23 protein-coding genes are annotated in these 19,364 nt (G+C 68.4%); 13 read left to right on the forward strand and 10 right to left on the reverse strand.

The window, feature by feature from the left end:
• The 3 genes from Q7T09_RS05520 to Q7T09_RS05530 all read right to left on the reverse strand — a co-directional run.
• The coding region (locus tag Q7T09_RS05520) for an RNA polymerase factor sigma-32 (protein WP_304698291.1) at nt 1-593 on the reverse strand (593 nt) is incomplete at its 3' end.
• 204 nt (nt 594-797) lie between these two features.
• Nucleotides 798-1,790 (reverse strand): RluA family pseudouridine synthase, encoded by a 993-nt coding sequence (locus Q7T09_RS05525; protein WP_370689209.1) that lies wholly within the window; start codon nt 1,788-1,790, stop codon nt 798-800.
• A 19-nt stretch (nt 1,791-1,809) separates the two neighbouring features.
• A complete protein-coding gene (locus tag Q7T09_RS05530; RefSeq protein WP_304698293.1) occupies nt 1,810-2,127 on the reverse strand; it encodes a ferritin in 318 nt (105 codons plus the stop codon).
• 69 nt (nt 2,128-2,196) lie between these two features.
• On the opposite strand from Q7T09_RS05530, the gene Q7T09_RS05535 reads away from it, so the two are divergent.
• A complete protein-coding gene (locus tag Q7T09_RS05535) occupies nt 2,197-3,879 on the forward strand; it encodes an alkaline phosphatase (protein WP_304698295.1) in 1,683 nt (560 codons plus the stop codon).
• Here the strand turns inward: Q7T09_RS05535 and Q7T09_RS05540 are convergent.
• Nucleotides 3,876-3,998: a hypothetical protein gene (locus Q7T09_RS05540; protein ID WP_304698297.1), complete on the reverse strand. Its 123-nt coding sequence runs from the start codon at nt 3,996-3,998 to the stop codon at nt 3,876-3,878. The genes Q7T09_RS05535 and Q7T09_RS05540 overlap by 4 nt on opposite strands.
• A complete protein-coding gene (hisI, locus tag Q7T09_RS05545; protein ID WP_304698299.1) occupies nt 3,995-4,393 on the reverse strand; it encodes a phosphoribosyl-AMP cyclohydrolase in 399 nt (132 codons plus the stop codon). Before hisI ends, Q7T09_RS05540 begins: the two co-directional genes overlap by 4 nt.
• A 45-nt stretch (nt 4,394-4,438) precedes the next feature.
• Here hisI and Q7T09_RS05550 point away from each other — a divergent pair, with 45 nt between their 5' ends.
• The gene (locus Q7T09_RS05550; RefSeq protein ID WP_304698301.1) at nt 4,439-5,335 is read left to right on the forward strand and encodes a DUF817 domain-containing protein; all 897 of its coding nucleotides are present in this window, start codon (nt 4,439-4,441) and stop codon (nt 5,333-5,335) included.
• On the opposite strand, the gene folE is transcribed toward Q7T09_RS05550, so the two are convergent.
• Entirely contained in the window at nt 5,325-5,954 is a 630-nt protein-coding gene (gene folE, locus Q7T09_RS05555) for a GTP cyclohydrolase I FolE (protein WP_304698303.1), read from the reverse strand. The two genes, Q7T09_RS05550 and folE, sit on opposite strands and share 11 nt — an antisense overlap.
• A 178-nt stretch (nt 5,955-6,132) precedes the next feature.
• On the opposite strand from folE, the gene cysS reads away from it, so the two are divergent.
• Genes cysS through Q7T09_RS05585 form a run of 6 tightly spaced genes read left to right on the forward strand, consistent with a single transcriptional unit; the run spans nt 6,133 to nt 11,758 of the window.
• Entirely contained in the window at nt 6,133-7,527 is a 1,395-nt protein-coding gene (gene cysS, locus Q7T09_RS05560; RefSeq protein ID WP_304698305.1) for a cysteine--tRNA ligase, read from the forward strand.
• The gene (locus Q7T09_RS05565) at nt 7,527-8,075 is read left to right on the forward strand and encodes an SRPBCC domain-containing protein (RefSeq protein ID WP_304698307.1); all 549 of its coding nucleotides are present in this window, start codon (nt 7,527-7,529) and stop codon (nt 8,073-8,075) included. The genes cysS and Q7T09_RS05565 overlap by 1 nt, the downstream gene beginning before the upstream one ends.
• Nucleotides 8,072-8,521 carry an iron-sulfur cluster assembly scaffold protein gene (locus Q7T09_RS05570; RefSeq protein ID WP_304698309.1) on the forward strand — a complete coding sequence of 150 codons (450 nt, stop codon included), beginning with the start codon at nt 8,072-8,074 and terminating at the stop codon, nt 8,519-8,521. Before Q7T09_RS05565 ends, Q7T09_RS05570 begins: the two co-directional genes overlap by 4 nt.
• Nucleotides 8,522-8,580: 59 nt before the next feature.
• Entirely contained in the window at nt 8,581-8,841 is a 261-nt protein-coding gene (gene yidD, locus Q7T09_RS05575; RefSeq protein WP_304698311.1) for a membrane protein insertion efficiency factor YidD, read from the forward strand.
• Nucleotides 8,838-10,823: a threonine--tRNA ligase gene (gene thrS, locus Q7T09_RS05580; protein WP_304698313.1), complete on the forward strand. Its 1,986-nt coding sequence runs from the start codon at nt 8,838-8,840 to the stop codon at nt 10,821-10,823. The genes yidD and thrS overlap by 4 nt, the downstream gene beginning before the upstream one ends.
• A complete protein-coding gene (locus Q7T09_RS05585; RefSeq protein ID WP_304698315.1) occupies nt 10,820-11,758 on the forward strand; it encodes a glycosyltransferase family 2 protein in 939 nt (312 codons plus the stop codon). Before thrS ends, Q7T09_RS05585 begins: the two co-directional genes overlap by 4 nt.
• Here Q7T09_RS05585 and Q7T09_RS05590 read toward each other — a convergent pair.
• Both Q7T09_RS05590 and Q7T09_RS05595 read right to left on the reverse strand, forming a co-directional pair.
• Nucleotides 11,755-12,654 (reverse strand): hydroxymethylglutaryl-CoA lyase, encoded by a 900-nt coding sequence (locus Q7T09_RS05590; RefSeq protein WP_304698317.1) that lies wholly within the window; start codon nt 12,652-12,654, stop codon nt 11,755-11,757. The genes Q7T09_RS05585 and Q7T09_RS05590 overlap by 4 nt on opposite strands.
• Complete coding sequence (locus tag Q7T09_RS05595; protein ID WP_304698319.1) at nt 12,651-14,330, reverse strand: glycosyltransferase family 39 protein; 1,680 nt, start codon at nt 14,328-14,330, stop codon at nt 12,651-12,653. The genes Q7T09_RS05590 and Q7T09_RS05595 overlap by 4 nt, the downstream gene beginning before the upstream one ends.
• Nucleotides 14,331-14,385: 55 nt before the next feature.
• On the opposite strand from Q7T09_RS05595, the gene Q7T09_RS05600 reads away from it, so the two are divergent.
• The 3 genes from Q7T09_RS05600 (at nt 14,386) to Q7T09_RS05610 (ending at nt 16,104) form a co-directional block, all read left to right on the forward strand.
• Nucleotides 14,386-15,123 carry a glycosyltransferase family 2 protein gene (locus Q7T09_RS05600; RefSeq protein WP_304698320.1) on the forward strand — a complete coding sequence of 246 codons (738 nt, stop codon included), beginning with the start codon at nt 14,386-14,388 and terminating at the stop codon, nt 15,121-15,123.
• Between the two features lie 99 nt (nt 15,124-15,222).
• A complete protein-coding gene (locus Q7T09_RS05605) occupies nt 15,223-15,651 on the forward strand; it encodes a hypothetical protein (protein WP_304698322.1) in 429 nt (142 codons plus the stop codon).
• Nucleotides 15,652-15,795: 144 nt separating this feature from the next.
• Nucleotides 15,796-16,104, forward strand: a complete 309-nt coding sequence (locus tag Q7T09_RS05610; RefSeq protein WP_304698324.1) for a helix-turn-helix transcriptional regulator — start codon at nt 15,796-15,798, stop codon at nt 16,102-16,104.
• A gap of 109 nt (nt 16,105-16,213) precedes the next feature.
• Here the strand turns inward: Q7T09_RS05610 and Q7T09_RS05615 are convergent, their stop codons facing one another.
• Nucleotides 16,214-16,546: a hypothetical protein gene (locus Q7T09_RS05615; RefSeq protein ID WP_304698327.1), complete on the reverse strand. Its 333-nt coding sequence runs from the start codon at nt 16,544-16,546 to the stop codon at nt 16,214-16,216.
• A gap of 40 nt (nt 16,547-16,586) precedes the next feature.
• On the reverse strand, nt 16,587-17,204 hold the full coding sequence (gene phaR / locus Q7T09_RS05620) for a polyhydroxyalkanoate synthesis repressor PhaR (protein WP_304698329.1): 618 nt from the start codon (nt 17,202-17,204) through the stop codon (nt 16,587-16,589).
• A 176-nt stretch (nt 17,205-17,380) separates the two neighbouring features.
• Here phaR and Q7T09_RS05625 point away from each other — a divergent pair, with 176 nt between their 5' ends.
• Together Q7T09_RS05625 and phbB are read left to right on the forward strand one after the other, a co-directional pair.
• Complete coding sequence (locus Q7T09_RS05625; protein WP_304698331.1) at nt 17,381-18,556, forward strand: acetyl-CoA C-acetyltransferase; 1,176 nt, start codon at nt 17,381-17,383, stop codon at nt 18,554-18,556.
• Between the two features lie 54 nt (nt 18,557-18,610).
• Nucleotides 18,611-19,336 carry an acetoacetyl-CoA reductase gene (phbB, locus tag Q7T09_RS05630; protein ID WP_304698333.1) on the forward strand — a complete coding sequence of 242 codons (726 nt, stop codon included), beginning with the start codon at nt 18,611-18,613 and terminating at the stop codon, nt 19,334-19,336.
• Nucleotides 19,337-19,364 lie beyond the last annotated feature (28 nt).

Consider the following 19,364-nt stretch of genomic DNA (forward strand, 5'->3'; position numbering starts at 1 on the left):
CACTCGCTCTCGCCGTCGGCGCGCATGGGCGCGTTCAGCGAGGCGTCGGGGCCCGACAGCCGGCGGTTCATCGAGATTACTTCCTCGTCCAGCACGCCCAGCTTGGTGGCGATCAGGCTGACCTGGTCGGGGTGCAGGTCCCCGTCCTGGAAGGCGCTGATCTGGCTCTTGGCCTTGCGCAGGTTGAAGAACAGCTTCTTCTGCGCCGCCGTCGTGCCCATCTTCACCTGGCTCCAGGTGCGCAGGATGTATTCCTGGATCGAGGCGCGGATCCACCACATGGCGTAGGTCGCCAGGCGGAAGCCCTTGTCGGGCTCGAACTTCTTGACCGCCTGCATCAGGCCGACATTGCCCTCGGAGATCACTTCCCCGATCGGCAGCCCGTAGCCGCGATAGCCCATGGCGATCTTGGCCACCAGGCGCAGGTGCGACGTCACCATCCGATGGGCGGCCTCGGGGTCTTCATGTTCCTTCCAGCGCTTGGCCAGCATGAATTCCTCATCCTTGGCCAGCATCGGAAATTTCCGGATCTCGGTGAGATACCGGCTCAGGCCGCCATCGGGCGACATCACGGACAGCGCGTTCGTGGCCATGGACTTATCCCCTATTTCCCGGACATCTAGGTCGCCGCGCGCTCAGCGCGCGCGCGTCCGTCCGCCCCCTCAACCCATGAGATAGGTATTGGGTTTCAACTGCGGAAGGGCGCTGGGAGAACGACCCGTAAGTCCGACTGCTCAACTCAGGTATTTCTATCCCTGGACCTTGGCGCCTTCAAGGCGCCGGGGCCGCAAGCTTTCTCACAGGGCTGAGAGCAAAGCTTCCAGCTGGGCCATGTCGGGGGGCAGGGCGCTCTGGAAGCGCAAGGGTTCCCCGGTCACCGGATGGACGAAGCCCAGCACCGCGGCGTGCAGGGCCTGGCGGGTCAGACCGGCCTTGCCCATCGCCTCGCGCACCGCCGGCGCCGGCGGCCCGGAGCCATAGACCGGGTCCCCCAGGCAGGGACTGCCCTTGGCGGCCATGTGCACCCGGATCTGGTGGGTGCGGCCGGTCTCCAGCCGGCATTCCAGCTTGGCGGCCAGGGGCTTCTTCTGGGGGCCGTAGACCGCGGTCGTGGCGTAGTGGGTGATGGCCTCGCGGCCGCCCGATTTCAGCACCGCCATCTTCTTGCGGTCGCTGGAGGAGCGGCCGATCTGTGTGGTGATGGTTCCCCGGGCCGGTGACGGCGCGCCGCGCACCAGGGCCACATAGACCCGGTCGATGTCGTGGGCGGCGAACAGGGCCGAGAGCCCCTGGTGGGCGGCGTCGGTCTTGGCCACCACCACCACGCCGGAGGTCTCCTTGTCGATGCGGTGGACGATGCCCGGCCGCGCCACCCCGCCGATGCCCGATAGCGAAGCCCCGCAATGGGCCAGCAGGGCGTTGACCAGGGTGCCGTTGGGGGTGCCCGGCGCCGGGTGGACCGCCATGCCCGGCGGCTTGTCCACCACGATCAGGTGGGCGTCCTCGTAGAGCACGGTGAGCGGGATCGCCTCGGCCTGCGGCTCGGCGGCCTCCGGAGGCGGGATCAGCAATTCGTAGTCGCCGGCCTGGGCCTTGGCGGAGGTGTCGGTCAGCACCCTGCCGCCGCGGCTGACCAGGCCCTGGGCCATCAGGGCCTGGATTCGGGCCCGCGACAGGTCGGGCAGGTGCTCGGCCAGGGTCTTGTCCAGCCGACCGCCCGCGTCCTCGGCGGCAAGGGTCAGGGCGACCGTTTCCCCGGGTGGCGGGTCGTCGTCGTCTGGGATGATCACGCCGCCGCGCCTTCTCGTCCTACAGCCCGCTCTTCTCGCTGGACTCTTCCTCGTGGCCGGTGATCGAGCCCTTGGAGAACAGGAATTCCTTCAGTTGCTCGGCGAACTGCTCGTCGTTGCGGCGGATCCACTCCAGCGCCATCGAGGCGTGCTCGATCTCCTCGTGGGCGTTGTGCAGCAGGATGGCCTTCAGTTCGGCGTCGTCGCAGTCGTCGGCCCGCTGCCGGTACCAGTCCACCGCCTCCAACTCCTCGATGAGGGAGGTGATGGCGTAATGCATGTTCAGGGTCTTCTTGGACAGCTTCTCGCGTGGGACGTGAAGGCCTTCGCTGGACATCTCATGCTCCTGTCGTAACTCCCTGCTCTATGGCATGGGCGAACGACAACGCGCGAGCGGGGAAGTAGGATGACCATCAATCGACGGGCGGCCCTGGCCTTTCTGGGCCTTGGCATGGCGACACCGGTCCTGGCCCAGGCGCCGGCCCGCTATTCGGGCGCCGTGGCCTTCAAGCACGGGGTGGCGTCGGGCGATCCCCTGGCCGATCGGGTCATCCTCTGGACCCGCATCACCCCGGCGCAGGCCAATGCCGGGGAGATCGCCTATCGCTGGCGGATCACCCCCACCGGCAAGCCCCGTCGCTTCCGGCGCGTGAAGACCCTCGCCGGCGAGGGCGTCACCAGCGCGGCGCGCGACTTCACGGTGAAGGTCGATGTCGGCGGCCTGAAGCCAGGGACGCAGTACAGCTACGAGTTCGAGGCCAATGGCGTGGTGTCCCCGCCGGGCTGGGCCCGCACCCTGCCGGTGGGCAAGACCGCGCAGGTGGTGCTGGCCGTGGCGTCGTGCTCGCTGCATCCCAACGGCTATTTCCACGCCTACAGCGCCATCTCGGCCCTGCCCCGCGTCGACGCGGTGATTCACCTGGGCGACTATATCTACGAGTATGGCGGCCCCGGCTCCTACGGCATGGACAGCAAGGTCGCGTGGCATCGCGGGCATCTGCCGGACCACGAGATCGTCACCCTGGCCGACTACCGGACCCGCCACGCCCAGTACAAGGCCGACGTCCAGCTCCAGGCCGCCCACGCCCGCGCCCCCTGGATCGTGGTCTGGGACGACCACGAGACCGCCAATGACAGCTTCGCCGGGGGCGCCCAGAACCACACCCCCATCGACGAAGGCCCCTGGAACGAGCGCAAGGCCACGGCCATCAAGGCCTATTACGAGTGGATGCCGATCCGTGAGCCGGAGGGCGGCGGGTTCGCCATCAACCGCACCTTCCACTTCGGCGATCTGGTCAGCCTGATGATGCTGGAGACCCGGCTGACGGCCCGCGATCGCCAGCTGACCTACGACCAGGACCTCAACGGCATGAACGGCAAGCCCGACCTGCCGGCCTTCCGCAAGAAGCTGGCCGATCCCTATCGCCGCATGATGGGTGAGGCGCAGGAGGCCTGGCTGGCGTCGGAGCTGAAGGCCTCGGTGGTGGCCGGCCGCACCTGGCAGGTGCTGGGCAACGAGGTGGTGATGGGCCGCCTGAACATCCCAAGCCCCCGCAAGGAGATGGGGGAGGCCGCCTTCGCCAAGGCCATGGCCGCCTCCTCCGACGCCGCCAAGAAGCGCGTCGCCCGCCTGGAGGCGTTCTCTCAGATGGGCCTGCCCTACGGCCTGGACATGTGGGACGGCTATCCGGCCGACCGCGAGCGGCTCTATGCGGCGATCCAGGCGGCCCAGGCCCGCGCCATCGTGCTCTCCGGCGACAGTCACGCCTTCTGGGTCAACGAGCTGTTCGACCAGGGCGGCGCCCGGGCCGGCGTGGAGTTCGGGGCCACGGGGATCACCAGCCCCGGCGGCGGCGACCTGCTCACCGCCTTCCCGATCGGAGAGGTGTTCGCCAGCGCCAACCGGGAGGTGGTCTACAACCACCAGAGCGCCAAGGGCTTCGTCCTGCTGACCCTGACCCCGACCGAGGCCCGGGCGGATCTGATGACGGTCTCCAACATCACCGAGCCCACCTATGAGACCCGGGTGCTGAAGACCTATCGGGTGACCCCGGAGGCGGGGGGCCTGTCGGCGCCGGTCGAGGCCTAGCGCCGATCCAGGGCCAGGCGCAGGCCGAGGGCCAGGAAGACGCCGCCGGTGGCCCGGTCCAGCCAGCGCACCACGGCGACGCGCTCAAGCACGCGCGCGATGGGCTGGGCGACGGTCACAGCCGCTCCTTGAGCTTGCCGTTCTCCACCACCCGATAGAAGCAGGTGCGGAAGCCCGTGTGGCAGGCGCCGCCGTCGCCCTCGGGGGTGACCTTCAGCAGGATGGCGTCCTGATCGCAGTCGATGCGAACCTCCTCCACCAGCTGGATCTGGCCGCTGGTGGCGCCCTTGTGCCAGAGCTCGTTGCGGGAGCGGCTGAAATAGTGGGCCTCGCCGGTGGCGAGCGTCCGCTCCAGGGCTTCGGCGTTCATATAGGCCAGCATCAGCACCTCGCCGGTCTCGGCATGGGTGGCGATAGCCGGGATCAGGCCGGCGGAATCGAATCTCGGGGCGAGCAGGTCGCCGCGTTCGAGGATTTCCTTGGAGGTCGCGGTGGGGAAGGTGGGTTTGGCCATGGCCGCATATGGCGCCCATCGCTCGCGCCGCGCTAGCCTCTCGACATGAGTCTGAAGGACTGGATCAAGGGCCGGGTGGCGTCGATGGACCTGGCCGTCCGTCCCTGGGCGGCGCGCTCAACGCTCAACGGCTTCGCCTATGAGTTCCTGCTGTTTGGCCTGAAGCAGGCCTGGGCCTGTCTCTATGGCGGGGCCATGGTGGCCCTACTGATTGGCAGCCATTTCTGGTGGCCGGCCGAGGCGGCGCTGTCCCGCTACGATTTCCTGGTGATCGCCGCGCTTGGACTGCAGGTCCTGCTGCTGGCCACCGGGCTGGAGCGCTGGGACGAGGCGCTGGTGATCGGGATTTTCCACGTCGTCGGCACAGTCATGGAGATCTTCAAGACCAGCCACGGGTCGTGGATCTATCCCGAGCCATCGATCCTCCGGATCGTGGGCGTGCCGCTGTTCTCAGGCTTCATGTACGCCGCCATCGGCAGCTACATCGCTCGCGCCTGGCGGCTGTTCGATATCCGCTTCCCGAACTACCCGCCGCTGTGGGGTCCGTGGCTGCTGGCGATCCTCAGCTACGCCAACTTCTTCACCCACCACTATACGATCGATATCCGCTGGGGCCTGTTCGTCCTGTCGGTGGTGCTGTTCGGGGGGAGAAGCTTCCAGTTCACCCCCGACCTGAAGCCGCGCTCCATGCCCATGCTGCTGGGCTTCTTCCTGGTGGCGATCTTCATCTGGTTTGCGGAGAACATAGGCACCTTCACCGCGACCTGGACCTACCCGCAGCAGGCCGCGCAGTGGCGCCCCGTCGGGCTGGCCAAGCTGGGGTCTTGGTACCTGCTGATGATGCTGAGCTTCGTCCTGGTCACCCTCGTCCACCGGCCGCGGCCGGTGGAGAGCGATGCGCCTCGATCGTCCCTGCTGGACGACGAAGTCTCTAGCGGTTGACGAAGTCCAGGAACCGCTGACGCAGGGTCGGGTCGGTCTTGAAGACGCCGGTGAACTGGGTGGTGATGGTGGTCACGTGCCGGTGGTGGACGCCGCGGGTGGTCATGCACTGGTGGGCGGCGTCGATCAGGACGGCGACGCCGGCGGGACGCAGGCTGTCGGTGATGGCGTCGGCGATCTGCTGGGTCATGGTCTCCTGGGTCTGGAGACGGCGGGCGAAGATCTCGACCACCTTGGCCAGCTTGGAGATGCCCACGACGCGGTTGGTGGGCATGTAGGCGACATAGGCCTTGCCCAGGAACGGCGCCATGTGGTGCTCGCAGTGGCTCTCCACCTCGATCTCGCGCAGCATGACGATGTCGTCATAGCCCTGCACGTCTTCGAAGGTGCGCGAGAGTTCCTTGGCCGGATCGAGGCTATAGCCTTCGAACCATTCGCCATAGGCGTCGACCACCCGTTTGGGGGTGTCGATCACGCCTTCACGCCTCGGGTCGTCGCCAGCCCAGGCGATGAGGGTGCGGACAGCCTCCATCGCCTCTTCGCGCGTCGGGCGCTTCACGGCTTCAAGATCAACGCCGGGCGTGCCGACGAGGGTTCGGTCGCGAGCTACTGCGTCCATGTGAGATCGGTTCTTTCCAGGGCTGAGTTGCGCCGGGACGAAGGTCCCGGAAAAGACGCGTGGCCACCCTTATACGTAGGGCGAAGCTTTCCGGATGCGAGACCGTGGCTTCCCGTACGCCCCGTCTGTATATGGGGCGCAAGCCTTTCCCGGCAACTGTTACGCAGCGTCAGACCCTATGACCTTGAGCCTCTACGACACCATGGCCCGCGCAAAGCGGCCCTTCGTCCCGCGCGATCCCAGGCGGGTGACGATGTATGTCTGCGGGCCAACGGTCTATAATTACGCCCATATCGGCAACGCCAGGCCGGTGGTGGCCTTCGACGTCCTGTTCCGCCTGCTGCGCCACACCTATGGCGCCGACAGCGTGATCTACGCCGCCAACGTCACCGACGTGGATGACAAGATCAACAAGAAGGCGGCCGAGGAAGGCGTCTCGATCGACGTCATCACCGAGCGCTATCTGGACATCTACAACGCCGATATGTCGGTGCTGGGCGCGCTGCGGCCCACCCACCAGCCGCGCGCCACCCAGACCATGGACGCGATCATCGCCATGATCGGCCGCCTGGTTCACAACAACGCCGCCTACGCCGCCGAGGGCCACGTCCTCTTCAACACCCAGGCCTATTCCGACTACGGCAAGCTCTCGGGCCATCCGATGGAGGACATGATCGCCGGCGCCCGCGTCGAGGTGGCCCCCTACAAGCAGCATCCCGCCGACTTCGTGCTGTGGAAGCCGTCGAAGGAGAACGAACCGGTCTGGGACAGCCCCTGGGGCCCCGGCCGCCCGGGCTGGCATATCGAGTGCTCGGCCATGATCGAGCAGAGCCTGGGCCTGCCCATCGACATCCATGGCGGCGGCATCGACCTGCTGTTCCCCCACCATGAGAACGAGATGGCCCAGGGCCTGTGCGCCGGCCACGACCACGACGCCCCGACCGAGTACGCCCGCTACTGGCTGCACAACGGCTTCCTGAACATGGGCGCCGAGAAGATGTCCAAGAGCGTCGGCAATGTCGCCCTGGTGCACCAGCTGATCGAGCAGGCGCCCGGCGAGGCCCTGCGCTGGGCCCTGCTGGTGGGCCACTATCGCGCGCCACTCGACTGGACGGGCGACCTGATCGAGCAGTCCAAGAAGGCCCTGGACCGGCTCTACGGCGCCCTGCGACGCTCCAGCGAGGTGAAGGCCCAGGCCACCGGCCCGTCCGTCGCCTTCATGGAAGCGCTCGAGGATGACCTCAACACCCCGGCCGCCATGGCCGAGCTGTTCGCCATGGCCACGGCCCTGGAGACCGCCCGGGGCGAGGATCGCGCCTACGCCAAGGGCGAGCTGCTGGCCTCGGCCAATCTGATGGGTTTCCTGTTCGCCGATCCGGAATACTGGTTCCAGGCCGGTGTCAGCGACGAGCTGCGGGAGAAGGTCGACGCCCTGATCGCCGACCGGGTCGCCGCCCGCGCCGCCAAGGACTGGGCCGCGGCCGACCGTATCCGCGGCGAGCTGACGGCGTTGAACATCGAAGTCATGGACAATCCGACGGGGGCGACCTGGCGGATCAAGGAACAGGGATGATGCCGGGCTACAATCAACCCAAGCACTTCACCGCGGGCGCAGGCCTGACCTTCAAGAAGAAGGGCGGCGGCGGACCCAGGGGCGAGAAGATCGAGCACCGCGTCGGGATCCAGGCTCCGGCGCGGGTGATCTGGGAGGTCATCGCCGACCTCGACGCCTGGGCCGACTGGAATCCGCTCTACACCAAGGCCGTGGGCAAGATCGCCATCGGCGGGACCCTCACCCTCACCCTTCAGCTTCCCGACGAGGCGCCCGAGACCATCCGCCCGGTGGTCACCGACTGGACGCCGGACTCCCTGCTGCACTGGAAGCTGACCATGGCCGGGGGCCTGGTGCGGACGGTGCGCTACCTGGAGATCGACGAGCTGTCGGAGGAGAGCTGCGTCTTCGCCAGTGGCGAGATCGTCGGCGGCCTGCTGGGGCGCTACGTGGCCCGGCGCATGGGACGCAAGATGTACCGCGGCTTCGAGGCCATGGGCCTGGCGCTCAAGGAGCGCGCCGAGGCCAAGTGGCGCGCCCAGGGCGGAAAGCCTACATCAGCCTCATGATCGACGATCTCTACTCGGCCAAGCTCCTGAAGCTGGCGGCCAACATGCCCCACGCCGGGCGGCTGCCCGCGCCGGAGGGCTCGTCGGAGAAGGTCTCCAAGCTCTGCGGCAGCCGGGTGACCGTGGACGTGGTCATGGACGGCGACCGGGTTGGCCAGTTCGCCCAGGATGTGAAGGCCTGCGCGCTGGGCCAAGCCTCGGCCGCCGTGCTGGGCGCCCACGTGCTGGGGGCCACCCTGGCGGAGATCGAGATGGCCCGGGACCAGTTCCGTGCTATGTTGAAGGACGGCGCGCCTGCGCCGATTGGACGATTTTCGGACCTAGAGATGCTCGCGCCCGTGAAGGATTACCCGGCCCGCCACACCTCGACGCTGCTGGCGTTCGAGGCCGCGACCGACGCCGTCCGCCAGGCTAGCACTCGAACTAGCCGCGCCGGCGCGGCTTGATCGCCACCAACCGTCGGCGTAATCGCTGCGGTTGATTTGCAAGGCGCTCGCGTCCCGGCATGACCTTTTACGAAACCTGCGTCAGGGGCGCACTCCGCGCCTACAAGCTGACGCTATCGCCGTTGATCGGGCGCCAATGCCGGTTTCTTCCGACCTGTTCGGAATACGCCGCGGAGGTCCTGATCGGGCAAGGCCCCTGGCGCGGCTCCTGGCTCGCGGCCCGCAGGCTCTGCCGCTGTCATCCCCTGGGTGGTTCGGGATATGACCCGCCGCCCCCGCCGCGCGGGAAGCCCGCCCGGAAATGGACTTGTGAAACATGATCGACCTGATTTTCCCCGACGGCTCCCAGCGCCAGTACGAAGACGGCGCCACGGGGCGTGACGTCGCCGCCTCCATCGCCAAGTCGCTGGAGAAGCGCGCCGTCCTCATCAAGCTGGACGGCAAGCTTTACGACCTGGACCGCGCCCTGCCCTCCGGTGGCGTGTTCGAGATCCTGACGCGCGACGCGCCTGAGGCCCTCGACACCATCCGCCATGACGCCAGCCACGTGATGGCGCAGGCGGTGCAGGAGCTGTTCCCCGGCGCCCAGGTGACCATCGGGCCGGCCATCGAGGACGGCTTCTACTACGACTTCGCCCGAGACACGCCCTTCAGCCTGGACGATCTGGCCAAGATCGAGCAGCGGATGAAGGAGATCGTCGACCGCGACGAAAAGATCGTCCGCGAGGTCTGGAACCGCGACGAGGCCATCGCCCACTTCAAGGCGATCGGCGAGGCTTACAAGGCCGAGATCATCTCCGACCTGCCCGAGACCGAGGAGATCAGCGTCTATCGCCAGGGCGCCTGGAAGGACCTGTGCCTGGGGCCGCACCTGCCCTCCACCAAGCACGTGGGCAAGGCCTTCAAGCTGACCAAGCTGGCCGGCGCCTACTGGCGCGGCGACCACCGCAACGCCCAGCTCCAGCGTATCTACGGCACGGCCTGGGCCAGCGAGGCCGACCTCGAGGCCTATCTCACGCGGGTCGAGGAAGCCGAGAAGCGCGACCACCGCAAGATTGGCCGAGCCATGGACCTCTTCCACCTGCAGGAAGAGGCCAAGGGCATGATCTTCTGGCACCCCAAGGGCTGGACCCTGTTTCGCACGGTGGAGAACTACATCCGCCGCCGGCTTGACGCCGAGGGCTACCAGGAGGTCAAGACGCCCCAGATCATGGACCGCGGCCTCTGGGACCGCTCCGGCCACTGGGAGAAGTTCGGCGCCAACATGTTCGTCTGCGAAACGCCGGAAGGCGAAGAGCTGGCCGTTAAACCGATGAACTGTCCGGGGCACATCCAGATCTTCAACGTCGGCCAGAAGAGCTATCGGGACCTTCCCTTGCGGCTCGCCGAGTTCGGGGCCTGCCACCGCTATGAGCCCTCGGGCGCCCTGCACGGCATCATGCGCCTGCGGGCCTTCACCCAGGACGACGCCCACATCTTCTGCCGCGAGGACCAGATCGAGGAGGAGACGACCAAGTTCGTCCGCCTGCTGAATTCGGTCTATTCCGACTTCGGCGTCCATCTCGACAGCGTCAAGCTGGCCCTGCGTCCGGAGCTGCGGGCCGGCTCCGACGAGGTCTGGGACATCGCCGAGGACAAGCTCGACCGCGCCGCCCGCCAGGCGGTGAACATCAAGATCGACCGCCTGCCGGGCGAGGGCGCCTTCTACGGTCCGAAGCTGGAGTTCCACCTGCGCGACGCCATCGGCCGGACCTGGCAGTGCGGCACGCTGCAGCTGGACTTCGTCCTGCCCGAGCGGCTGGACGCCGAGTACACCGCCGAGGACGGCTCCAAGCAGCGGCCGGTGGTCCTGCACCGGGCGGTGTTCGGGGCGGTGGAGCGGTTCCTGGGCATCCTGATCGAGAACCACGCCGGGGCCTTCCCCCTGTGGCTGGCGCCGACCCAGGTGGTGGTCGCCACAATTACGTCCGACGCCGATGATTATGGGATGCAGGTCGCGCAGGAACTGCGCGCGGCTGGCCTGCGGGTCGAAACCGATCTTCGCAACGAGAAGATCAACTACAAAATTCGCGAGCACAGTCTGGCCAAGGCCCCGGTGATCGCCGTGGTTGGCCGGCGGGAAGCCGAGGAGGGCAAGGTGGCGTTGCGGCGCTTTGGATCGGATGGGCAGGAAATCCTTTCGCTCGCTCAGGCCGCGAAGACGCTTGCCTTGGAAGCCCTAGCGCCCGATGTTGCCCGTCGCACCACGGGCGCGGCCGCTGCTTCGCCTCGCGATTCGGTCGGGGCCAGGGAGGCTGGATGAACGGCATCGCCGCACCGATCGTCGCCTACGAACCCGCGCCAACGCCTGAATTCGTAAGGCCGCGCCGCAAGGTGTCGGTGGTGATGGTCGTCTACATGACCGGTGCGGCGCTGGAAGAAAGCATCGCCTGCGTCCTGGCCGATCCCATGGTCGATGAGTTCGTGATCGTCGACAACGGCTCGACCCGGATGGAGGCTGCGCGCCTCGAAGGCGTAGCCGACCGCGACCGCCGGGTGGTCCTGATCAATGGCCAGGGCAATGTCGGATTCGCCCGTGGCGCGAATCTCGGCGCCAAGGCGGCCAAGGGCGAGGTCATCGTCTTCCTCAATCCAGACGCCTTCCTGCAGCCCGGCTGCGTCACCGAGCTGGTCCGCGCCATCGAGGGCCGGCCGGTGCCCTGCATCGTCGGCGGCCGCGTGCTGAACACCGACCGCACCGAGCAGCGCGGCGCGCGGCGCGGCGACATCACCCCCATCAGCGCCCTGATGAGCCTCAGCCACCTGGCCCGCCATGTGCCGGCCTGGCGCCGCTACGAGGTGCACTGGGAGAACGACGCGGCCCCCGACTGCGTGGCGGCCATCCCCACCATCTCCGGCGCCTGCTTCGCCATGCGCCGCGAGGACTTCGAGGCTGTTCAGGGCTTCGACGAGGGCTATTTCCTGCACGTCGAGGACGTGGACCTCTGCTGGCGCGTGCGCCGGGCCGGGGGGACAGTGCTGTTCCAGCCGAAAGCCGAGGTCGTCCACCTCGGGCACACCAGCCACGCCAGCCCGATCAAGGTGGAGTTCCACAAGGGTGTCGGCCTGGCGCGCTACTTCCGTAAGCGGGCCGAGAACGTCTCGGAGACCCTGCTGGCCTGGCTGCTCTCGCCGGTCATCGTCTGCACCGCCGTCGCCCGCCCCGTCATGTGGCGGGTCCGCGGCCGGGCGACCTAAGCCGGAAACAGCCCCGCCCGCGCCACCGACGAGGTCGGCGGCTTTCCGAGCAGATCCGACACCCATTTCGCCGTGGCGATCAGGCCCGGCAGGTCGTAGCCGGTTGAAAATCCGGCCCGCTCCAGCATGTAGACCAGGTCCTCGGTGCCGATATTGCCGGTGGCGTCCGGGGCGAAGGGACAGCCCCCCAGGCCGCCGCAACTGGCGTCCAGGATGTCGACCCCGGCCTCGACCCCGGCATAGGCGTTGGCCAGGCCGGTGTTGCGAGTGTCGTGGAAGTGCAGGCGCAGCTTGGTGTCGCCGATCACCGGCTTCACCGCCTCCACCAAGCGGCGCACGGTCCAGGGATCGGCCACCCCGATGGTGTCGGCTAGCGCGATCTCAGCGATGTTCAGACGGGCGGCCTCGCGGGCCAGCGCCACCACGTGATCCTGCGCGACCTCCCCGTCAAAGGGGCAGCCGAAGGCCACGGAGAAGGTGGCGCTGATGGGCGGCCCGCCCTGGGCGTCGCGGCGGGCGGAGATGGCGGCCAGCGCGGCCATCTGCTCGGCGGTCGAGGCGCCCTGGTTGCGGATGCCGAAACCGTCGGTGGCGCAGACCACCACATTGGCCTCGTCGCAGGCGGCGGCCACCGCCCGCTCCCAGCCCTTCATGTTCAGCACCAGACCGATGCGCGAGCGTCCCGCCTTGGTGGGAAGGGCCTCCATCACCTCCTCGGCGCCGGCCATCTGCGGCACGCGCTTGGGATTGACGAAGGAGACGGTCTCCATGCGACGGGCGCCGGCGGCCTCCAGCCGGGCGATGAAGTCCAGCTTCTGCGGGACGTCCAGCAGGGCCTTCTCGTTCTGCAGGCCGTCGCGGGGCCCGACCTCGACGATCTCGATGAACCGGCTCATGGCGCGGCCTCCGGTTGGGGTGGGGGCGGGGCGTAGATGCGAAGCACCGTCTCGTCGCCGTTGGAATAGTCCAGGCCGCGGACCTGGCCGATCTGCCGAGGGGTCAGGCGCCGCGCCTTCAGGGCCGCCTCGAAGGCCTGCTGCTCGCGGCCCTCTACCACGGCGGGTCGGTTGTCGGCCAGGGCCTCGGCGGCCTGGTCGGCGCCCCCCAGGTCGGTGGGGGTGCCGAGCGCGAAGACCAGGCTGGGTTCGGCGTAGCCGGCCACGGCCACCGGGGCCGGAGCGATCCCCTGGCGGGGCAGAAGGCGGGCCTGGGCCAAGGCTTGCTCCGTGCGTTGCGACAGCCACAGGGGCTCCAGCCGGGGGGCGAGGCCCGCGGCGAGCGCCGCGTGGGCCGCGATCCCCAGGACGCCGGCCGTCACCAGGGCGGTTCCGGCGCGCCCCTTCAGCAGCATATAGGCGCCCGCCAGGCCCGCCGCCGCCATCAGGGCGCCGGAGACCAGGGCCATAGGGACGTCGCTGCGGTCGCCGTACTGGGCCATCAGATAGCCGATCCCGCCGGCCAGCAGCACGCCCACCAGGGCCGACAGCGCCGCTCCGGTCCAGCGCACGCGGGCGCCCAGGGGCTCGCGCAGGGCCGCGGCCGCCAGCCAGGCCAGGGCGCCGTAGGTGGGCAGGGTGTAGTGCACCAGCTTGGTGGGGGTCAGCTCGAAGAGCAGGAAGGCCGGGACCAGCCAGGCCAGGGCGAACCGCACCCCAGGCTCGGCGCGGTTGCGCCAGCCGAACACCAGGGCCGCCGGCAGCAGCAGGGTGACAGGGAAGAACAGCAGGGGCGTGGCCAGGGTGTGATAGCCGGGCAGGGCGCCGTGGCTCTCCTGGCCGCCGGCCAGCTTGGGCGCCAGGTCCCCCACCAGGGCCGCGCTCCAGAATCCGCCGTCGGTCGCCACCGTCACCGCCCAGGCCCAGGGCCCGACGATCGCGGCGAACAGGATCAGGCCCCAACTCCAGCCCAGGCTCTTGGCCCAGGGCGCCCTGCGGTCGGCGATCCACAGGGCGATCGCGGTCAGGGCGACGACCATCAGGCCCACCGGCCCCTTCACCAGGGTCGCCCCCGACAGGCCTAGCCACAACAGCAGCCGGGTCAGCCGTCCGGCCGTCGGCCCGCCATGGCTGGCGGCGTAGATTCGTCCGAGCGCCGCGACGGCCAGGGTCGTGGTCCCGCACAGGACCGCGTCGGTCTTGGCGATGAAGGCCTCCGACGACAGCAGGAAGGTCGACGCCAGGGCCGCGCCCGCCAGCAGGCCGGTGGGCCCGCCGAAGAAGGCCGCCGCCCCCCAGGCGCAGGCCGCCGCCGCCAGCATGGCGCCCAGCAGGGAGGGGATGCGATAGGCCCAGATGTCCCGCGCCTCGGCCTCCGACAGCAGGGCCACGGATGCGGCCTGCAGCCAGTAGATCCCGACGGGCTTCTTGAAGCGGGGCTCGTCCTGGAAGCGGATGACCACGAAGTCGCCGGTCTCCAGCATCTGGGCCGTCGCCTGGGCGAAGCGTGATTCGTCGCGATCCAGCGGCGGCACGGCGAAGACGCCGGGCAGGCCCGCCAGCAGGGCGATCAGGGCGGCCAGGGCTGGCCCGCGCCATCCCCGGCTCCAACGTTCGATGTAGCCGTCCAGAGTCATGGCCGCTTGATAGCACGATCCTTTCAGGCGCCGACTTTTCCGGTATGGAGAGGTCATGGCCAGACCCGCAGCCTCAGCGCCCGACATTTCCGTGGTGGTTCCCGTCTTCGACGAGGAGGGCGCCGCGCCCGCCCTGGCCCGCGAGATCGCCGCGGCGTTTGAAGGGCGAAGTTACGAGATGGTCTTCGTCGACGACCGCTCGCGGGACGGCACAATCGCCGCCCTCACCGCCCTGAAGGCCGAGATTCCCCAGCTCCGGATCCTCGCCCACCGCGCCAATTCGGGACAGAGCCGGGCGATCCGCACCGGCATATTGGCCGCCCATGGCGAGGTCATCGTCACCCTGGACGGGGATGGCCAGAACGACCCGGCCGACGGCCCCATGCTGGTGGACGCCCTGCTGGCCGGCCCCCCCGACCTGGCCCTGGTGGGCGGCGAGCGGGTCAAGCGCCAGGACAGTCAGGCCAAGAAGATCGCGTCGAAGTTCGGCAACGGGGTGCGCAAGCGTCTGCTGAAGGACACCGCCAACGACACCGGCTGCGGCCTGAAGGCCTTCCGCCGCGAGGCCTTCCTGCGGCTCCCCTATTTCGACCACATCCACCGCTACATCCCAGCCCTGATGCTGCGGGAGGGCTACAGGGTGGACTTCCGGCCGGTGAACCACCGCCACCGCCAGACCGGGGCGTCGAAGTACACCAATTTCGGCCGCCTGATGGCCTCGGCCTCGGACCTGCTGGGGGTCATGTGGCTGCAGACCCGCGCGCGCAATCCGGGCGGGGCTGACGAGGTCTAGGCGCAGCGCTCGATTGGGGAACCGTCTTTGCGGTCTGCGGCAAAGCGGTTAACCCTTGGCTGTCGCCGGGCTTGCCGGCCGCGTTAGGGGGCTTTCGCGATGTTCGCCGCGTTTCCGCTGCTGGTGCTGCCGGTGCTGGTCTACAACCTGATCGCGCTCACCCTGACCGGGGGTTTCTCGACCCTCGACGCCGGGACGCGGATGAGCGAGCAGCTGTTCACCATCCACATGACCTCGCGGGCGGATTGGCCGGTCAGCCTGGGGGATCTGCTGCTGGCCGCGGCCCTGGTGGTGCTGTTCATCGAGCTGCTGAAGTCCACCACCAGCCGGCGGATCGCCATCATCAATCACTCGCTGTCGATGATCCTGTTCATCGTCTGCCTGGTGGAGTTCCTGCTGGCGCCGGCCTTTGCGACCTCCACCTTCTTCCTGCTGACGATCATGGTGCTGCTCGACGTGCTCGCAGGCTTCATCGTCACCATCGTCTCGGCCCGCCGCGACGTGGACTTCAGTCCCGACGGGATCTGAGGCGCGCGGCCCTAGGTCAGGGCGGTGAAGATCAGGGCCACGACGGCGACGTCGAACATGCGGATGAAAGCGATCATGGGGCGCCCCGTCGGGATGGTTACCCAAAGGTTCAAGCAAGACCGGCGCCAGAGCGGGCGCGGCTGAATGGCCCTGTTCTTCGATCACGCCTGGTTCGACGCCCAGCTGACCGAGCGCGGCCTGTCACGCACCGTGATGGCCGCCGCCGCCGGCATGAGCGAGGCCGATCTCACCCTGGTCTTCAAGGATCAGCGGGAGTTGTCGGCTCGGGAGGTTGGGGTGTTGGCCGAGCTTCTCGGGGTCGCCCCGGCCGAGATCGCGCGTCACGCGGGGGTCTCGACCCCGGTCCCCGGCGGCGGGGCGGAGGCGCGCATCGCGGCCCTGGAGCGGCGGGTGGCGGTGCTGGAGGCCGAACTCGCCCGGCTGAAGCGCTAGAGCCTCTCCGTTTCAGATGGACTCATCTGAAACGGATAAACAGGCTCGCCCTCTTAAGCTTAGAGCGTGACGGGCGCCTGAACCGGCATCCACTTCAGGCTGTCACGCTCTAGATTTCGGTCTTGGTGGAAGAGCCCTTGCGGGCCCGGCGGTCGGCCTTGCCGGACCATTCGGTGCGGCCATAGGCGTTTCTTGCCGCCCCCAGGGTCTCGACGCCGCCGCGCAAGCCGCGCTTCTGGCCGTCCTGGCCCATCAGCTGAGCGCTGAACACGCTGGCGCCCTCGGCGGCATGGTCGGGGGCGGGACGTACGGCCTCACCGGAGACGATGGCCGGCACGCCGCGGTCGTCGGTGTCGTGCAGCTTTTCGGAGTCGTCCACGCGGGAGCGATGGGCCCGGCGGGCCTGGGCGGCTCTGCGAATGGGGTCGATCGGCGAGGTCATGCCTGCCGATCCTGGCCCCGGCTTCGTTAAAAAATGACGCCTAGCTCTTGGAGATCAGTTTCTCGATCTGGGCCTGCATCTCCTCCATCCGCCGCTTCATCTCGCTCAGGGCCTCGTCGGCGGCGGGGGAGGGCGCGGCTTCCGGGGCGCGGGGTGCGGGCGGCGGCTCCTCGGTGCGGGTGTAGGCGAAGGGCGAGAACATCTTCATGGCCCGGTCGAACAGGGCCAGGTTCTGGCGGATCTGGTCGTCATAGACCCCGATCCCAGCCCCCTGGCCGAGCGTCGAGAACTGCGAGCGCATCCGCTCCTGCTGCTCGGCGAAGGTCGAGAGCGACAGTTCCAGATAGGAGGGCAGGAAGGCCTGCATGGAATTGCCGTAGAAGCCGATCAGCTGCCGCAGGAACTGGATGGGCAGCAGGTTCTGCCCCTCGCGTCCCTCCTCCTCGACGATGATCTGGGTCAGCACCGAGCGGGTGATGTCCTCGTTGGTCTTGGCGTCATAGACCACGAAGTGGACGCCCTTCTTGACCATGTCGGCGAGGTGCTCGAGCGTCACATAGGAACTCGAGGCGGTATTGTAGAGCCGCCGGTTGGCGTACTTCTTGATGACCACGCGGTCTTCGTTGGACTTGCCGGTATTGCCCTGAGCGTCCGCCATCCCAGATCCTTCTTGGCGACCCGCCGCCCCCGGCGAGCCTCTATCTTGCGGCGCAGTATCGCGGATGCGAGCGCGTTCGCAAAGCGTGCTGCGCAGCCGACCGACGATTTCACCCCCTTGCTCATTCACCAGCGGTTCTCGATAGATAGACGCTCAAGCGCTTGAAGGAGCCCGCCATGACCGACGTCGTCATCGTCTCGGCCGCCCGCACCCCGGTCGGATCGTTCAACGGGGCGCTCTCCGCCCTTCCGGCGCATGAGTTGGGCAAGATCGCCATCCAGGCCGCCATCGAGCGCGCCGGCATCACCGCCGCCGACGTCGAGGAGGTGATCATGGGCCAGGTGCTGCAGGCCGGCGCCGGCCAGGGCCCGGCCCGCCAGGCCGCCGTCAACGCCGGTATCCCGGTGGAAAGCCCCGCCTGGAGCCTCAACCAGCTGTGCGGCTCGGGCCTGCGCGCCGTGGCGCTGGGCGCCCAGCAGATCGCCGACGGCTCGGCCGGGATCGTCATCGCCGGCGGCCAGGAGAGCATGAGCCAGTCGCCCCACGCCTCGCAGCTGCGCAACGGCACCAAGATGGGCGACACCACCTTCGTCGACACCATGATCAAGGACGGCCTGCTGGACGCCTTCCACGGCTACCACATGGGCCAGACCGCCGAGAACATCGCCTCGCGCTGGCAGATCACCCGGGCCGAGCAGGACGCGTTCGCCGTGGACAGCCAGAACAAGGCCGAGGCCGCCCAGAAGGCGGGCAGGTTCACGGGCGAGATCGCGCCGGTCACCATCAAGGGCCGCAAGGGCGACACCATCGTCGACCAGGACGAATACATCCGCCACGGCGCGACCCTGGACAGCGTCTCGGGCCTGCGCCCGGCCTTCAACAAGGAAGGCTCGGTCACCGCGGCCAACGCCTCGGGCCTGAACGACGGCGCCGCGGCCCTCGTGCTGATGAGCGCCGAGGAAGCCAAGAAGCGCGGGCTGAAGCCGCTGGCCCGCATCGCGTCGTGGGCCAGCGCCGGCGTCGATCCGGAGATCATGGGCACGGGCCCGATCCCCGCCAGCCGCAAGGCCCTGGAAAAGGCCGGCTGGTCGGTGAGCGACCTGGACCTCGTCGAGTCCAACGAGGCCTTCGCCGCCCAGTCGATCTGCGTGGTCCGCGACCTCGGCCTCGACCCGGCCAAGGTCAACGTCAACGGCGGCGCCATCGCCATCGGCCACCCCATCGGCGCCTCGGGCGCCCGCATCCTGACCACCCTGCTGCACGAGATGAAGCGTTCCGGAGCCAAGAAGGGCCTGGCGACCTTGTGCGTCGGCGGCGGCATGGGCGTGGCCATGTGCGTCGAGCAAGTCTAGCCGACCGCCGGATCAACCGGCGCCGGGCTTTGTAGGTCTTAGGGAGAGACAGGAATGGCGAGAGTCGCATTCGTCACGGGCGGGACCCGCGGCATCGGCCGGGCGATCTGCGAGCGCCTGAAGGCCGACGGCATGAGTGTCGCGGCCGGCTATTCCGGAAACGAGGAGGCCGCCGCCGCCTGCGCCAGGGAGCTGGGCGTCATGGTGGTGAAGGGCAATGTCGGCAATTTCGAGGACTGCGAGCGGGCGGTGAACCTGGTGATGGCCGAACTCGGCCCCATCGATGTCCTGGTCAACAACGCCGGCATCACCCGCGACGGCGTCTTCCACAAGATGAAGCCCGAGCAGTGGTCCGAGGTCATCCGGGTCAATATGGATAGCGTCTTCAACATGACCCGCCACGTCATCGAGGGCATGCGCGAGCGCGAGTGGGGCCGGATCATCAACATCTCGTCGATCAACGGCCAGAAGGGCCAGATGGGCCAGACCAACTACTCGGCCGCCAAGGCCGGGGTGATCGGCTTCACCAAGGCGCTCGCCCTGGAGAACGCCCGCAAGGGGGTGACGGTCAACGCCATCGCGCCGGGCTATATCGACACCGAGATGGTGCAGGCGGTGCCGGAGAACGTGCTGGCCGCCATCATCAGCCAGATCCCCGTGGGCCGTCTGGGCAAGGGCGAGGAGATCGCCGACATGGTGGCCTTCCTGGCCGGGGAGCACGCCGGCTACGTCACCGGCTCGACCCTGTCGCTGAACGGCGGCCAGTACATGGCCGGGTGATCGTTTCCCTTGCGGGAAAAGGACTGGC

This window comes from Phenylobacterium sp. (assembly GCF_030645195.1).
Taxonomy (GTDB): domain Bacteria; phylum Pseudomonadota; class Alphaproteobacteria; order Caulobacterales; family Caulobacteraceae; genus Phenylobacterium.